Genomic DNA, 14,448 nt, shown 5'->3' on the forward strand with positions numbered 1-14,448 from the left:
ATGAAAAAAATTTTAGTAATACAGCCTATCCATGAAGCTGGTATCAAATTACTTGAAAGTAATCCAAATTATGAATTTGAGGTCGTTGAAAATGTTGATCCGGAATTTCTTAAATCTAAAATTAAAGACTGTGACGGTGCATCAATTAGAACAGCAAAATTAACTAGTGACGTAATTGAAGCAGCAAAAAATTTAAAGATTATTTCAAGACATGGTGTTGGTTATGACAATATTGATTTGGAGTCTTCTAAAAAAAATAATTTAACTCTTGCGATTACAGCTACAGCAAATGCAGTGGCTGTGGCTGAGCATGTAATGTTCATGTTGCTTAATATTTCTAAAAGAAAAAACATGTATGATGATACAGTTAAAAATGGAAAATTTAGTGATAGAAATAAACTACCCAAGACTGTTGAGCTTTGGAGTAAAAATATATTAATTGCTGGGTTTGGCAGAATTGGTCAAGCTTTAATCAAAAGATGTCTGGGATTTGAAATGAAAGTTTTTGTTTACGATCCTTTTATTTCAAAAGATGTTATTGAAAAGTTAGGTGGCATCAAAGTTGAAAATATGGAAGACGCCTGTAAGGACATGGATGCAATTTCTCTTCATATACCATTAAATGATAAAACTAAAAATATAATCAATTATGATTTACTCAAAACTATGAAAAATAATTGCATCATCATCAATGCTGCTAGAGGCGGAATTGTTAATGAAACAGATTTAGATAGAGCTTTGAAAGAAGAATTAATTTTTGGGGCAGGTTTAGATGTTTTTGAAACTGAACCGCCAGAATCTAGTAATCCACTACTTCAAAATGATAAAGTTTTTTTAAGTCCACACACAGCAGCATTTACAGAAGAATGTATGACTAGGATGGGTAAAGAAACAGTACAAAATATTATTGATTTTTTTGATGAAAAGTTAGAAAAGTCTAAAATCGTTAAATTATAATATGAAAATTAATTTAAAAAATTTTGGTTTTTTGGAGGTTTTGGTTTCACTTTCAGCAATCTTCGTTGTTGGAATGTTAATTTGGACTGTAAGTACCAGACCTGCTGTAGAAGCGAGAGCAAACCTCGTTAAAGATAATCACAATAAAGTTGTTAATTTAATTAATGATGAAATCAATAATTGTGGAAATAACGATGAGGGAAAATCTACAATTTGGGGTGACCCTTGTAACGGAGAATGGGTAGCTGAAAAAGTAGTAAACTATATCAATAAAAATCTTAATATTGAAAATCCTTTTTCAGAAGACACCACAGTAAGAACTGACCCAGATCCAAGAATTAAAGCTGAAGGTAAAGCCGGCCAATCTGTTGAGATGGGAGTAATTTTTGTAATGTCATCAAATTTTTTACCAGATCCTGGATCGGAATGGATTATTGGCACATGCTTTAAATCACCATGCGTTGCAGCTGGAAATAATGAATTAACTTCTATTTATAGATAGTTAATTTTTAAAAATTTCAATATTACTACTTTTTAAAGTTTCAGTTAAATATTTATACCCAATTTTTGCGTAGTCAAAAGGATTTGCTTTTGCTGGATCCTGTTCTGCCTCAACTACTAGCCATCCAGAATAATCTTTAGTTTTCAAGATATCAAACAAAGGCTTGTAATCGATACAACCGTCACCCGGTACTGTAAAAGCACCTTCTAAAAAAGCACCTCTAAAACTTAAATCGTTTTCTAAAGAATTTTCTAAAACATTTTTTCTAATATCTTTACAGTGAATATGAATTATGCGACTGCTAAAATCTTCTAAAATTTTCTTCGAATTTCCCTGGGCAAACAACATATGTCCAGTGTCTAAAGTTAATTTCACACTATCATTAGTATTTTCTAATAACTTTTCTGTATCTTCATGAGTTTCAATTACTGTACCCATGTGATGATGATAAGCTAGAGGCATACCTTTATCCTCTAAATACTTAGCTATTTCAGATAATTTTTTATAAAAAGATTTACTTTCTTCTAAATCCATTTGTGGTCTTTCTGATAATCTTTTATTTGGATCTCCTTGCACCGAACCACTCACCTCAGCAAAAACCATGCAAGGTGAATTACAATCTTTAAAAAGAGTGAGTTGATCTTGAATTAGATCTATCTCCTCTTTAACGGAGTTGGTTCTAAGATTTGCGCCATACCATCCTGAACATAAGTTAAGGTTGTGTTTTTTTAATAATGGTAAAAGATCTTTGGAGTATTTTGGAAACTTTCCACCCGATTCTATTCCTATAAAACCAGCTTCATTAGCCTCAGACAAACATTGTTCAAGCGGAGTATCTCCACCTAACTCTGGCATGTCATCATTGCTCCAAGCTATGGGCGCTATTCCTAATTTAACTGTCATAATTTTTAAAATTTTGTTAAGGTAAATTATTAAATTATGACCAAATTAAAAGGTAAAAAAATTAAACTTGGAATAGTTGGTGGTGGATCTGGATCTTGGATTGGTCATGTACATAGAATTGCAGCAAGATTTGATAACCAGTATGAAATTGTATCAGGTGTTTTTTCAAGAAACTCTAAAAATTCATCTAAATTTGGTCAAAGCTTAGGCATTGATAAAAATAGATGTTATTCAAATTATAAGGAAATGGCCGATATAGAGGCAAAAAGAACAGATGGAATTGATGTTGTTTCAATCATGACCCCACCTGGAAGTCATCAAAACATAGCTGAAACTTTTATTAATAAAAATATAAATATAATTTCAGACAAACCATTTGCTGGAAACTTAAAACAAGCAAAAAGTTTATTTAAAAAGATTAAATCAAATAAAAAAATTAAATATGCTTTAACTCATAATTATTCTGCTTACCCAATGGTGAGAGAAGCTAAAAGTTTAGTTGCAAAAGGCAAAATTGGAAAAGTTAATTATATTAACGTTGAGTATATTCAAGACTGGGCTGACGGAAATAAAATAACTAAGAATAATTCAAAAAAAATTCTTTCATGGAAATTACAAAAAAATATTGTTGGTACTTCTTCTGTTTTAAATGAAATTGGAAGTCACGCATATCACTTAGCTATTTATATTTCTGGATTAAAAGCGAGATCAATATTTGCTGATATAAAACAAATATCAAAAGATATTAAAATGGATGATAATGCACAAGTTATGATTGACTTTAACAACAACGCAAAAGGAATTTTGTGGACAAGTGTAAGTGCTAAAGGTGGGGTGTACGGATTAAGAGTAAGACTATTTGGAGAAAAAGGAAGTCTCGAATGGATACAAAATGATCCTGGTTATTTAAGATTAAATCCAGCAAAAGGAGCTGTAAGATTACTAGAAAGAGGTTTTCATGAGGCTAAATATTCTAAAAATTTTTCTAGAATAAAATATGGACATCCAGAAGGCTATCTAGATGCTTTTGCAAACATTTATAAAGAGTTTGCTAAATCACTCAAAAGCAAATCAAAAAATAAATTTCTTTATCCAAATGAAGATGAAGGGTTTGAAACTGCAAAATTTATTGATGCATGTAAAATATCTTCTAAAAAAAAAAGATGGATTAAATTATGATAAATGTTGCATTATTTGGTTTGGGTAGAATTGGACAAATGCATGGTGAAAATTTGCATGCTCATAAAAAATTCAATTTAAAATATACTTTTGATATTGATAAAAACTTATCAAAAAAAATTTCCAGAAAATTTAATACTATTTCAATTGATAATCCAAAAATAGCATTTAAAGACAAAAATATTGATGTTGTTTTTATTGCGTCAAGCACCCCTACTCATATAAATTTAATCAATGAAGCAACCAAATATAAAAAAGTGGTTTTTTGTGAAAAGCCCTTAGATCTAGATATAAAAAAAGTAAATATTTGTAAAAAAAATATTAAAAAATTTAATCCAAAAATACAACTTGGTTTTAATAGAAGATATGATCCAGGCCACAACTCTTTAAAAAAAGATTTACAAAAAGGAACTATTGGTAAACTTGAAAAAATAATTATTACAAGTCGAGATCCAGCACCCCCTCCTATTAACTATTTAAAAGTTTCTGGCGGAATTTTTAAAGACATGATGATCCATGACTTTGATTTAATTAGATTTTATTTACAAAATGATGAGGTAGACTCAATTTATTCAATTGGAAGTAATGTTTCGGATAAAAGATTTAATAAAATTAAAGATTACGAATTAGCATCTTGCATACTTAAGTCAAAAAATGGAGTTCAATGTATAATTACTAACTCAAGACATTGTAGTTTTGGATATGATCAAAGAGTGGAATTATTTGGATCTAATGGAATGTTGATATCTGGCAATAAAAACGAAAATGAAACACAAACTTTTACCAAAAATAGTACGTCTCAAAAAAAACCTTTATTAAATTTTTTTATTGATAGATATGTTGATGCTTACAAATTACAGCTTGATGAATTAGCATCTTATACAATAAAAAGAAAACAGCCTATCTCAAGTTTTGAGGATGGGCGAAGAGCATTAATAATTGCGAATGCTGCCTCAGCCTCACTTAAAGAAAAAAAACAAATTAAAATACAGTTTTAATTACAACTTTTAATTGTAAAATTAAAACACTTATAAACTATGTATAGTATTTATACATATTTTGATTGAGATCTTTGACAACTATGTTTTCTTTATGCTAACTTCCGCGCATAAAAAAGTTAACTTTTATTAACAAGAGGGAAAATAAATGAATACATTGTACAAATCTATTTTAGCTTTTGCTGCTTGGGTTATGCTTTCAGTGTCTGCTTTTGCAGTAGACGTGATTGTTGTATCTCACGGACAAGCTAATGACCCGTTTTGGTCTGTTGCTAAGAATGGTGTAGACAAAGGTTGTGCAGATATGAAAATATCTTGCAAATACACTGCGCCAGCTACTTTCGACATGGTTGAAATGTCTAAATTAATTGACAACGCAGTTTCACAAAAACCAAAAGGTATTGTGATTACTCTTCCAGATGCTGCTGCTTTAGGAAAATCAGTTAAAGCTGCAATCGCTGCTGGTATCCCAGTAATTTCGATGAACTCTGGTTCAGATGACTTTGCATCACTAGGTATTTCTGCTCACGTTGGACAAACTGAGTTTGAAGCTGGTGTAGGTGGCGGACAAAAAATGAAAGCTGCTGGTGGTAAAAAAGCACTATGTGTTAACCACGAAGTTGGAAACGTTGCACTAGACAGAAGATGTGCTGGATTCAAAAAAGGATTTGGTGGATCAGTTGATATCTTAGGAACTTCTAATGACCCAACAGAAATTCAAAAAGCTGTTGCTGCTAAATTAGGTGGTGGATATGACACTATCCTTACTTTAGGCGCTGGTCTTGCAGGTGAAGCTGCTCTTAAAGCTTTAGAGTCTGCTGGAAAAGTTGGTAGTGTAAAACTTGGTACATTTGATATGTCACCAGGAATGTTAAAAGCTGCTGCTGCAGGTAAAGTAGAGTTTTTAATTGACCAACAACAATACCTACAAGGTTACCTACCAATAGCTATCTTTGGTCAGTACATGAGATACGGAACAATGCCAGCTGGTGTAGTAATGACTGGTCCTGGTTTTGTAACTCCTGCTAATGCTGCTAAAGTAATTAAGTGGGCGGCTCAAGGTTACAGATAATAAATAATTTAAAAGGCCTAACTAAGTTTTTAGTTGGGCCTTTTTTTTAATAAAAATTCAAAAAAATTAATGTCAGATAAAGCAAAAAGTATAGCCTCAAAAAAAAGCTCAGGTCAAGATGAAAGACTTCAACAAGTCTCTAAGTTAAGGCTACTTTTAAATAGACCAGAACTAGGTGCACTAGGTGGTGCAATATTAGTATTTATATTTTTTGGAATAGTAGCTGGTGATACTGGAATGTTTAGTGCATACGGTATGCTTAACTTTTTAGATGTATCTGCAAATCTAGGAATTATTGCAATTGCTGCAGCAATGCTAATGATTGGTGGTGAATTTGATTTATCAATTGGATCAATGATTGGTTTTGCTGGAATTTGTATTGCAATTCCTGCTATCTATTGGGGATGGCCTTTATGGACAAGTATTATATTTGCTTTTGCAATGGCTGTACTTGTTGGATATTTTAATGGAATTCTAGTTGTTAGAACTGGTCTTCCTTCATTTATTGTAACTCTTGCAATGTTGTTTATTTTAAGAGGAGCAACATTAGCTTTAACAAGATTAATTACTGGAAGAACACAGGTTCCAGGTTTAAGAGTTTTAATTGAGAATGATCCAATAGCATGGATCTTTGCAACTGATACATTTACTTGGTTATTTAATTGGCTAGGTTCAATGAACTTAATTACACTTAGAACAGATGGAACTCCATTGGCAACAGGAATACCTCCTTCAGTGATTTGGTTTATTGCTGCAACACTGTTTGCAACGTGGATTTTAATGAAAACAAGATATGGTAATTGGATCTTTGCTTCAGGTGGAGATAAAAATGGAGCAACAAATGTAGGTGTTCCAGTTGGTAGAGTAAAAATTAGTTTATTTATAGGAACTGCTATTGCGTCAACAATTTTTGCAACAATTCAAGTTTTAGATGCAGGATCAGCAGACACGATGAGAGGAAATTTAAAAGAATTAGAAGCAATTGCTGCTGCAGTTGTTGGGGGCTGTTTGTTAACTGGAGGTTATGGATCTGCAATAGGTGCAGCTTTTGGTGCTTTAATTTTTGGAACAGTTTCAATGGGAATATTTTATACAGATGTTGATACTGATTGGTTCAAAGTGTTTTTAGGTGCAATGATGTTGATTGCAGTTGTGTTTAATAATTATGTTAGAAAAAGAGTTACAGAGAGCAAATAATGTCTGAAAATTTAATTGAATTTAATAATATCAGTAAATTTTTTGGCAAAGTAATTGCACTTAAAGATGTCACCATGAAACTTAAAAAAGGTGAGATCATGTGTTTACTTGGAGATAATGGTGCTGGAAAATCTACACTAATTAAAACTCTTGCAGGCGTTCATAAACCTGATGAAGGAGAAATTGTAATTGAAGGTGAAAAAACAGTTTTTGATTCACCTAAAGACGCTTTGGATTTAGGAATTGGAACTGTCTATCAAGATCTTGCTTTAGTTCCTTTAATGAGTGTTACAAGGAATTTTTTTATGGGAAGAGAGCCTCTTAAAGGTTTACCTTTATTGAAAACTTTTGATATTGAAAAAGCAAATAAAATTGCAGCTGAGAGAATGGGGCAAATAGGAATTGATGTTAGAGATCCGTCTCAAGCAGTTGGGACAATGTCAGGAGGAGAAAGACAGTGTTTAGCAATTTCAAGAGCAATATACTTTGGTGCTAAAGTTTTGGTTTTAGATGAACCCACTTCCGCACTTGGAGTTCATCAAGCATCCATGGTTTTGAAATATATTGTTAAAGCTGCATCAAAAGGATTAGCTGTAATTCTAATTACTCACAACGTTCATCACGCTTATCCAGTTGGAAATAGTTTTACTGTTTTAAACAGAGGTAGAAGTCTAGGAACTTTTAACAAAAAAGATATTAGTCGAGAAGATCTTCTTGGAATGATGGCAGGTGGTGAAGAACTTGATAAACTAGAAGTTGAATTAAAAGAAATGGGTCGACTGAATATTTAAAAAAAACCCTTTAAATCTAGCAAAAATTATTAAAAAAATTAATCTGTTGAAGTTTTATCTCTTTTCTAATTAAATTATTCTTTTAAAGGAGGTGATCATGGCTAAATTTATAATTATGGGAAAATATACCGCAAAAGGTCTTGGAGGATTTGTTAGTAATCCTAACACAGATCGTAAAGCTGCAACAACTGCACTTTGTGAATCTGTTGGCGCAAAACTCAAAGGTTACGCAGGCTTAAGAGGGGAATATGATTTCATGGTAGAGGTTGAGGGTACTTTTGATCAAGCTTCAGCTTCTGGTATGATTGCAGTTTCTAGCGGGGCTGTAACAGATTTTTCTGTTCATGAGGTTGTAGATTTAAATACAATTGCAAAAATTGCTAATAAAACTGCTTCTCGCTACAAAGAACCTGGTAAATAATTTCTTTTTCCCCTTCTTTATTATTACAAGAAGGGGAATTTTTTCTTTTTAGATTTAGTAAGAGAATGTTAGATATAATAAATGAATATTCTTAAAGATAGTTTCGGTAGAAAATTTCCTTACATAAGACTTTCTATTTCAGAAGTTTGCAACTTTAAGTGTGGCTACTGTTTACCAGATGGCTATAAAATTGATAAGAGTGATAATAGAACTTTTATTAATATAGAAGAAATTAGAAGATTGGCAAAAGCACTTTCAGAGCTAGGTGTATCAAAAATAAGATTAACTGGTGGCGAACCAACAGTAAGAAAAGATTTTTTTGAAATAGTTAAAATTTTAAAAAAAAATTCAGGAATTAAAAAAACTGTAATAACGACCAATGGTTATAGGTTAGACAAAATTGCAAATGATATAAAAAATAGTGGTCTAAATGGAATTAATATCAGTATTGATAGTTTAAATGCTGATACTTTTAAAAAGATTACTGGTCATGATAGATTGGAAGAAATTCTTAAAGGTATCAAAAAGCTAAAAAATTTAGATTTCAAAAATATTAAAATTAATGCTGTCTTATTGAAGGGAATTAATGACTCTGAAAAAGATTTTAATGATTGGGCTGAATTTGTAAAAAATAATGAAATTGATTTTAGATATATTGAGTTGATGCAAACAGGAGATAACCTTGACTATTTTAATAAATATCATGTTCCAGCAAAAAACTTTATTAATTATTTAAACAATAACAATTGGGTTATCCAAACATTTGGTAAAGATGCAGGGCCATCAAAAAACTATTTAAATCCAAAGTTTAAAGGTAAATTTGGTGTTATTGCTCCATACTCAGAAGATTTTTGTAAAAGTTGTAATAGGTTAAGAATAACTGCAAAAGGTGATTTAAGATTATGTTTGTTTGGTAACACTGGAATAAATATTAGACATTTAATGCAAAAAGATAGTCAATTAGAAGAGTTAAAAGATTTGATTTTAAAACAGCTTAACTTTAAGAAAGAGTCTCATTATTTAGAGATAGGTGAAACTGGTTTAACAAAGAATTTATCAACTACTGGTGGTTAATATGAAGAATTTAAAAGTAATAAAAAATAATGAGTTAAAAGATTGGGCAGAAGAAATTTTCAAAAAAAATTCTTTTAACATGGTTGATGTTTCAGCCAAAAAAGAAACGCACAGACGAGCTTTAGCCTCTGGCGAAATTTTTGTTGGTAAAGAAGTTTTTAATCTAATAAAAAATAAAGAAATGCCTAAAGGAGACCCTATAGCTTTAGCAGAAGTTTCTGCGGTTTTAGGAGTTAAAAAAACTAGTGAATTAATTCCTTTATGTCATCCACTACCAATTGACCACACAGCTACTAAAATTATTATGCATGATGAAGAATGTTCACTTGAAGTTTTTTGTGTTGTGTCTGCATATGCAAAAACAGGTGTGGAAATGGAAGCAATTATGGGAGTAAATGCTGCTTTAATAACTATTTATGATTTAAGTAAAATTGTTAATCCTCATTTAAAAATTGATAATGTTAAGCTCTTAATCAAAGAAGGTGGGAAAAGCGGTTTGTGGAAAAATCCCGATGGGCTACCTAATTTTTTAAAAGAAATATTTTAGTTTAAGATCATTAATGTCTGTTTATTTAAAATCTCAAAAAATTCTTAATAAGTGGGTGGACTACAACAATCATCTCAATATGGCTTATTATGTTCTTATATTTGATGAAGCTTGGGAAGTTATGCTGGAACAATTTAAAATGGGATCACATTCTGCAGAGACCACGAATAGAAGCACTATGGTTGTAGAAACAAATACTCAATATATCAGTGAAGTAAAAGAAAATGATGAAGTTGATTTAATGTTAACATTTTTTGACCATGATAAAAAAAGACTTCATTTAAAACTTGAAATGATTGAAAAAAAAACACAAAAATTATCAGCCACAATGGAATGGATTTCTTTATATATTGATTTAGATATTAGAAAAGTCACAGAGTTTGAAAATGAAAAAATAAAAATTATGGATGAATTTATTGAAAAAAATAAAGTAAGTTTTATTAGTGATGATCTCAAATTTTCATCAAAACTTAAAAAATGAAAGTAAAAATTGAATTATTTGGTGCATCAAGAGATTTTAGTAGTCACAATTCTTTGGAGTTTGATATAGAGAATAATTCAACAGTTAAAGATATTAAAAGTAAAATAATAGATTATTTAGATAATCACTGCGGTGGAAATGAAAAGTTTAAAAAGATAGTAAATTCCTCTGTATTTTGTTCTGATAAAAATAATATAATTAGCGACAATTATAAAATAACAAAAAATCAAAAAATTGCTATTATACCTCCTATCGGAGGAGGTTAATGCTGCATACCAAAGTTATAGACATAAAAGAGAGAAAACTTTCAATCTCAACAGCTGAAAATTTTATTTCATCTACTGATTTTGGTGCTTCGATTTTTTTTTCTGGAACTGTTAGAAATCAAAACAATAATAAAAGTGTAATTGGAATAACTTATGATAGTCATGATGAACTTGTCATAAAAAGTTTTAATGAAATTTATAGCGAGGCTGATCAAAAGTTAAACATTAAAAATAAAGCAGTTTTTATTGAACATGCCAAAGGTTATTTAAACCTTGGGGAAATCAGTATTGTCATTGCTGTTGCATGTAAGCATCGTGATGAAGCATATATTTTATCTAGATATATTATTGAAGAAATTAAGAAAAGGTCTCCAATTTGGAAAAAAGAACATTATACAGATAATGAAAGCGACTGGTTAAAAGGTAATCCTATAGTTCATGAAAAAAATTAAATATTCAGAAATTACACCTGAAAAAATTTATAATAACAGAAGATCTTTTGTTAAATCGATCGGTGTAACGGCTGGCTCTATTGCAATGACTTCTCTTCCTTTTACAGATAATGCTTTATCAGAAGAAAAAAATAAATATACAAGCTACAAAGATATTACCACCTATAATAATTATTATGAGTTTGGCACTTCTAAAAGTGATCCTTACATAAATTCCCAGAATTTTAAAACAAAACCTTGGAGTATTAGTATTGAAGGTGAAATTGAAAACCCTGTTAACATATCAATGGAAGAAATTTCAGAAATGTTTGTATCAGAGGAAAGAATATATCGTCTTAGATGTGTAGAAGGATGGTCGATGGTAATTCCTTGGATGGGTTTTTCTTTAAGTAAGTTACTGTCTAGAGTAACTCTAACATCTAAAGCTAAGTATGTTGAATTTGAGAGTATTTATGACCCCGATCAAATGAAAGGTCAAAGATATCCAGTTTTAAATTGGCCTTATAAAGAAGGATTAAGAATTGATGAAGCTATGCATCCATTAACTACAGTGGTTACTGGTCTATATAATAAAAAACTTCCAAATCAGAATGGAGCACCTTTAAGAATTTTTGTTCCTTGGAAATATGGTTTTAAAAGTGCGAAAGCTATTGTTAAAATTAAATTAGTAGAAAAAATGCCAACTTCTTCATGGATGTGGGCGTCACCCAGAGAGTATGGTTTTTATTCAAATGTTAATCCTAATGTTGATCATCCAAGATGGTCGCAAGCTACAGAGAGAATTATAGGAAATGATATATTTGCACCTAGAGTAAAAACTTTAATGTTCAATGGTTATGAGGAAGAGGTAGCTAGTTTATATACTGGTATGGATTTAAAGAAATATTTTTAATGAAAAAATATTTAAAACCTAGTGTTTTCATTTTAAGCCTTTTTCCGTTTTTAATAATTACTTATAAAATTTTTTTTAACCAACTTGGGCCAGAACCTGTAAAAGAAATAACCCATCATACTGGTGAGTGGACGTTAATATTTATTATTTTAACATTAGCGATGACACCATTTAAAAAAATTACAAAATTAAATTTCTGGATATCATTAAGACGTATGCTTGGATTGTTTGTTTTTTTTTATGCTACAATTCACATGTTAACATACGTCGTTATTGATTATCGGTTAGATTTACAAAGTATTTCAAAAGATATTTTTACAAAAAGATTTATCTTTGTTGGTTTTGCAGCATGGCTTTTGTTAACACCACTTGCTTTAACTTCCTCAAAAAAAGCAATGATGTTATTAAAAGATAAATGGAAAAAAATTCATCGATTGATTTATATTATTGCAATATTAGGGGTGGTTCACTTTATTTGGTTGGTTAAAAAAGATTTAACAGAACCATTAATTTATATGGCAATAATATTAATACTTTTGCTATTTAGATTTAAATTCAAAAAAGTTTAATAATTAATTTATATTTGTGTTTTCTGGAATACAGATCTCTGATCTAGTTAAGAATCTTCTTCCAGTTCCATTATCTAAGGAAAACATTCCACCCATTCCCTCAATACAATCAATAATTAAATCTGTATTTTTCCATGCCTCATGTTGAGTTTCACTAATATAAAAGGGAATATCCCCAATTTTACCAACTAAAACATCATCGTCACTTACTTGGAATTCTTTGACAGGATAACACATTGGAGCACTACCATCACAACAACCACCTGATTGATGAAATAATAAATCTTTACCATGAGCTTTTTTTAAATCTTCTATTAACTCAAGTGCTGTAGGTGTGGCTGAAACTTTCATTTTTATGTGGCCCGTATTAATTACGGGCCAATATAATATATCTGTTAAAAGAAGCCTAATTTTTTTTCACTGTAAGACACGTGTAAATTCTTAACTTGTCTATAGTGATTAAGCATCATTTTATGGGTCTCTCTACCAATTCCAGATTGTTTGTAACCTCCAAAGGCAGCATGAGCTGGATAAGCATGGTAACAGTTTGTCCAAACTCTTCCAGCTTGAATACCTCTTCCCATTCTATAAGCAACATTTCCATTTCTAGTCCAAACACCTGCTCCTAAACCATAAAGAGTATCATTAGCAATTTCTAATGCGTGTGCTTCATCTTTAAATTTAGTGACAGATACAACTGGTCCAAAAATTTCTTCTTGGAAAACTCTCATAGAGTTGTCACCTTCGAAAATAGTAGGCTGAATGTAATTTCCTTTTTCCAAACCACTGTTTAAGTTAGCAACTTCACCTCCACAAAGAACTTTAGCCCCCTCTTTTTTACCTAGATCAAGATAAGATTTTATTTTTTCCATCTGTTCTAATGATACTTGAGCTCCAATCATAGTTTCCATTTTTAGAGGATTGTCTTGAGTTACAGCTTTAGTTCTAGCAACAGCTCTTTCCATAAATTTATCATAGATAGACTCTTGAACCAACACCCTACTCGGACAAGTACAAACTTCACCCTGGTTAAGAGTAAACATTGCAAAACCTTCCATACACTTATCAAAGAAATCATCATCTTGATCCATAACGTCTTCAAAGAAAATATTTGGAGATTTTCCACCTAATTCTAAAGTGATTGGAATTAAGTTTTGTGATGCGTATTGCATAATCAAACGTCCTGTTGTTGTTTCACCAGTAAAAGCTATTTTTCTTATTCTTTTTGATGAAGCTAATGGTTTACCTGCTTCTAAACCAAAGCCACTCACAACATTAACTACTCCTGGAGGTAACAAATCACCAATAAGTTCCATTAAAAGCAAAATAGATGCTGGAGTTTGTTCAGCTGGTTTTAGAACTACACAATTTCCTGCAGCTAACGCAGGTGCAAGTTTCCATGTTGCCATTAGTAAAGGGAAATTCCAAGGAATAATTTGTCCAACAACACCAAGTGGTTCAGGTATATGGTAGGAATATTCACTGTTACTTATTTCAGAAACAGAACCTTCTTCAGCTCTTATCACTCCTGCAAAATATCTCCAGTGGTCAACAACCAATGGTAAATCCGCTGCCATACATTCTCTGATTGGTTTTCCGTTATCCAAACATTCTGCTGTAGCCAGCATTTCAAGATTTTTTTCAATAACATCAGCTATCTTAAGTAATATATTTGATCTTTCGGTTATTGATGTAATTCCCCAAGTAGGAAATGCAGCATGTGCTGCATCTAATGCTGATTCAACATCTTTGGAATCAGATCTTGGAACTGAACATATAACCTCATTATTAATTGGGCTTACATTGTCAAAATATTTACCTGATTTAGGTTCAACAAACTTACCACCAATAAAATTTCCATATTTTTCTTTATAAGGAAACTTCACTTTTAAGTGAGATGTATCCAGTAAAGGAGACTTCCCAGCTTGTACTGTTTCTGTACTCATTTTTTTTACCTCTCTATTTTTTTTATTTTTAATCTTATTTTTTTTTGTAGATATTTTAGAATGTTTATTGGTCGCAGACTTTTTTGTAGCAACTTTTTTTTTTGTTTTGATTTTTTTTCTAGAAACTTTGACTTGTTTAGCCCTTTTTTTCTTAGTTTTTGAGTTTGCTATTTTTTTTTTCTTAATAGCCATGAAGACAGT

18 protein-coding genes are annotated in these 14,448 nt (G+C 30.9%); 15 read left to right on the forward strand and 3 right to left on the reverse strand.

The window, feature by feature from the left end; translation table 11 throughout:
- Together ACIJYI_RS04455 and ACIJYI_RS04460 are read left to right on the forward strand one after the other, a co-directional pair.
- Complete coding sequence (locus tag ACIJYI_RS04455) at positions 1-957, forward strand: hydroxyacid dehydrogenase (RefSeq protein ID WP_435113127.1); 957 nt, start codon at positions 1-3, stop codon at positions 955-957.
- Between the two features lies 1 nt (position 958).
- Positions 959-1,459: a hypothetical protein gene (locus tag ACIJYI_RS04460; protein WP_435113129.1), complete on the forward strand. Its 501-nt coding sequence runs from the start codon at positions 959-961 to the stop codon at positions 1,457-1,459.
- On the opposite strand, the gene iolE is transcribed toward ACIJYI_RS04460, so the two are convergent.
- Positions 1,460-2,362, reverse strand: a complete 903-nt coding sequence (iolE, locus tag ACIJYI_RS04465) for a myo-inosose-2 dehydratase (RefSeq protein WP_435113131.1) — start codon at positions 2,360-2,362, stop codon at positions 1,460-1,462.
- A gap of 36 nt (positions 2,363-2,398) precedes the next feature.
- Here iolE and ACIJYI_RS04470 point away from each other — a divergent pair, with 36 nt between their 5' ends.
- The 13 genes from ACIJYI_RS04470 to ACIJYI_RS04530 all read left to right on the forward strand — a co-directional run bounded on the left by ACIJYI_RS04470 (position 2,399) and on the right by ACIJYI_RS04530 (position 12,301).
- Positions 2,399-3,541: a Gfo/Idh/MocA family protein gene (locus ACIJYI_RS04470; RefSeq protein WP_435113133.1), complete on the forward strand. Its 1,143-nt coding sequence runs from the start codon at positions 2,399-2,401 to the stop codon at positions 3,539-3,541.
- Positions 3,538-4,539 (forward strand): inositol 2-dehydrogenase, encoded by a 1,002-nt coding sequence (iolG, locus tag ACIJYI_RS04475; RefSeq protein WP_435113135.1) that lies wholly within the window; start codon positions 3,538-3,540, stop codon positions 4,537-4,539. Before ACIJYI_RS04470 ends, iolG begins: the two co-directional genes overlap by 4 nt.
- Before the next feature lie 148 nt (positions 4,540-4,687).
- Entirely contained in the window at positions 4,688-5,611 is a 924-nt protein-coding gene (locus ACIJYI_RS04480) for a sugar ABC transporter substrate-binding protein (protein ID WP_435089569.1), read from the forward strand.
- A 69-nt stretch (positions 5,612-5,680) separates the two neighbouring features.
- Positions 5,681-6,808, forward strand: coding sequence for an ABC transporter permease (locus ACIJYI_RS04485; RefSeq protein ID WP_435113137.1), 1,128 nt, complete (start codon positions 5,681-5,683; stop codon positions 6,806-6,808).
- A complete protein-coding gene (locus tag ACIJYI_RS04490; RefSeq protein ID WP_435113140.1) occupies positions 6,808-7,599 on the forward strand; it encodes an ATP-binding cassette domain-containing protein in 792 nt (263 codons plus the stop codon). Before ACIJYI_RS04485 ends, ACIJYI_RS04490 begins: the two co-directional genes overlap by 1 nt.
- A gap of 97 nt (positions 7,600-7,696) precedes the next feature.
- Positions 7,697-8,020, forward strand: coding sequence for a GYD domain-containing protein (locus ACIJYI_RS04495; RefSeq protein ID WP_435113142.1), 324 nt, complete (start codon positions 7,697-7,699; stop codon positions 8,018-8,020).
- Positions 8,021-8,101: 81 nt separating this feature from the next.
- On the forward strand, positions 8,102-9,094 hold the full coding sequence (gene moaA, locus ACIJYI_RS04500; protein ID WP_435113144.1) for a GTP 3',8-cyclase MoaA: 993 nt from the start codon (positions 8,102-8,104) through the stop codon (positions 9,092-9,094).
- Position 9,095: 1 nt separating this feature from the next.
- On the forward strand, positions 9,096-9,641 hold the full coding sequence (gene moaC, locus ACIJYI_RS04505) for a cyclic pyranopterin monophosphate synthase MoaC (RefSeq protein ID WP_435113146.1): 546 nt from the start codon (positions 9,096-9,098) through the stop codon (positions 9,639-9,641).
- 13 nt (positions 9,642-9,654) lie between these two features.
- Positions 9,655-10,122 (forward strand): thioesterase family protein, encoded by a 468-nt coding sequence (locus tag ACIJYI_RS04510; RefSeq protein WP_435113148.1) that lies wholly within the window; start codon positions 9,655-9,657, stop codon positions 10,120-10,122.
- On the forward strand, positions 10,119-10,388 hold the full coding sequence (locus ACIJYI_RS04515; protein ID WP_435113150.1) for a MoaD/ThiS family protein: 270 nt from the start codon (positions 10,119-10,121) through the stop codon (positions 10,386-10,388). The genes ACIJYI_RS04510 and ACIJYI_RS04515 overlap by 4 nt, the downstream gene beginning before the upstream one ends.
- On the forward strand, positions 10,388-10,840 hold the full coding sequence (locus tag ACIJYI_RS04520) for a molybdopterin synthase catalytic subunit (RefSeq protein ID WP_435113152.1): 453 nt from the start codon (positions 10,388-10,390) through the stop codon (positions 10,838-10,840). The genes ACIJYI_RS04515 and ACIJYI_RS04520 overlap by 1 nt, the downstream gene beginning before the upstream one ends.
- Positions 10,827-11,732: a protein-methionine-sulfoxide reductase catalytic subunit MsrP gene (gene msrP / locus ACIJYI_RS04525; RefSeq protein WP_435113154.1), complete on the forward strand. Its 906-nt coding sequence runs from the start codon at positions 10,827-10,829 to the stop codon at positions 11,730-11,732. The genes ACIJYI_RS04520 and msrP overlap by 14 nt, the downstream gene beginning before the upstream one ends.
- Positions 11,732-12,301 (forward strand): sulfite oxidase heme-binding subunit YedZ, encoded by a 570-nt coding sequence (locus ACIJYI_RS04530; protein ID WP_435113156.1) that lies wholly within the window; start codon positions 11,732-11,734, stop codon positions 12,299-12,301. Before msrP ends, ACIJYI_RS04530 begins: the two co-directional genes overlap by 1 nt.
- A 3-nt stretch (positions 12,302-12,304) precedes the next feature.
- On the opposite strand, the gene ACIJYI_RS04535 is transcribed toward ACIJYI_RS04530, so the two are convergent.
- On the reverse strand, positions 12,305-12,652 hold the full coding sequence (locus tag ACIJYI_RS04535; RefSeq protein ID WP_435113157.1) for a DUF779 domain-containing protein: 348 nt from the start codon (positions 12,650-12,652) through the stop codon (positions 12,305-12,307).
- A 44-nt stretch (positions 12,653-12,696) separates the two neighbouring features.
- Positions 12,697-14,247, reverse strand: coding sequence for an aldehyde dehydrogenase family protein (locus ACIJYI_RS04540; RefSeq protein ID WP_435114751.1), 1,551 nt, complete (start codon positions 14,245-14,247; stop codon positions 12,697-12,699).
- Positions 14,248-14,448 lie beyond the last annotated feature (201 nt).

Source organism: Candidatus Pelagibacter bacterium nBUS_36, assembly GCF_051201215.1.
Classification (GTDB): Bacteria; Pseudomonadota; Alphaproteobacteria; order Pelagibacterales; family Pelagibacteraceae; genus Pelagibacter.

What these genes read in the sequence shown, in the direction of transcription:
- ACIJYI_RS04455 (WP_435113127.1), top strand. Translation starts at nt 1, where the DNA reads ATGAAAAAAATTTTAGTAATACAGCCTATCCATGAAGCTGGTATCAAA.
- ACIJYI_RS04460 (WP_435113129.1), top strand. Translation starts at nt 959, where the DNA reads ATGAAAATTAATTTAAAAAATTTTGGTTTTTTGGAGGTTTTGGTTTCA.
- iolE (WP_435113131.1), bottom strand. Translation starts at nt 2,362, where the DNA reads ATGACAGTTAAATTAGGAATAGCGCCCATAGCTTGGAGCAATGATGAC.
- ACIJYI_RS04470 (WP_435113133.1), top strand. Translation starts at nt 2,399, where the DNA reads ATGACCAAATTAAAAGGTAAAAAAATTAAACTTGGAATAGTTGGTGGT.
- iolG (WP_435113135.1), top strand. Translation starts at nt 3,538, where the DNA reads ATGATAAATGTTGCATTATTTGGTTTGGGTAGAATTGGACAAATGCAT.
- ACIJYI_RS04480 (WP_435089569.1), top strand. Translation starts at nt 4,688, where the DNA reads ATGAATACATTGTACAAATCTATTTTAGCTTTTGCTGCTTGGGTTATG.
- ACIJYI_RS04485 (WP_435113137.1), top strand. Translation starts at nt 5,681, where the DNA reads ATGTCAGATAAAGCAAAAAGTATAGCCTCAAAAAAAAGCTCAGGTCAA.
- ACIJYI_RS04490 (WP_435113140.1), top strand. Translation starts at nt 6,808, where the DNA reads ATGTCTGAAAATTTAATTGAATTTAATAATATCAGTAAATTTTTTGGC.
- ACIJYI_RS04495 (WP_435113142.1), top strand. Translation starts at nt 7,697, where the DNA reads ATGGCTAAATTTATAATTATGGGAAAATATACCGCAAAAGGTCTTGGA.
- moaA (WP_435113144.1), top strand. Translation starts at nt 8,102, where the DNA reads ATGAATATTCTTAAAGATAGTTTCGGTAGAAAATTTCCTTACATAAGA.
- moaC (WP_435113146.1), top strand. Translation starts at nt 9,096, where the DNA reads ATGAAGAATTTAAAAGTAATAAAAAATAATGAGTTAAAAGATTGGGCA.
- ACIJYI_RS04510 (WP_435113148.1), top strand. Translation starts at nt 9,655, where the DNA reads ATGTCTGTTTATTTAAAATCTCAAAAAATTCTTAATAAGTGGGTGGAC.
- ACIJYI_RS04515 (WP_435113150.1), top strand. Translation starts at nt 10,119, where the DNA reads ATGAAAGTAAAAATTGAATTATTTGGTGCATCAAGAGATTTTAGTAGT.
- ACIJYI_RS04520 (WP_435113152.1), top strand. Translation starts at nt 10,388, where the DNA reads ATGCTGCATACCAAAGTTATAGACATAAAAGAGAGAAAACTTTCAATC.
- msrP (WP_435113154.1), top strand. Translation starts at nt 10,827, where the DNA reads ATGAAAAAAATTAAATATTCAGAAATTACACCTGAAAAAATTTATAAT.
- ACIJYI_RS04530 (WP_435113156.1), top strand. Translation starts at nt 11,732, where the DNA reads ATGAAAAAATATTTAAAACCTAGTGTTTTCATTTTAAGCCTTTTTCCG.
- ACIJYI_RS04535 (WP_435113157.1), bottom strand. Translation starts at nt 12,652, where the DNA reads ATGAAAGTTTCAGCCACACCTACAGCACTTGAGTTAATAGAAGATTTA.
- ACIJYI_RS04540 (WP_435114751.1), bottom strand. Translation starts at nt 14,247, where the DNA reads ATGAGTACAGAAACAGTACAAGCTGGGAAGTCTCCTTTACTGGATACA.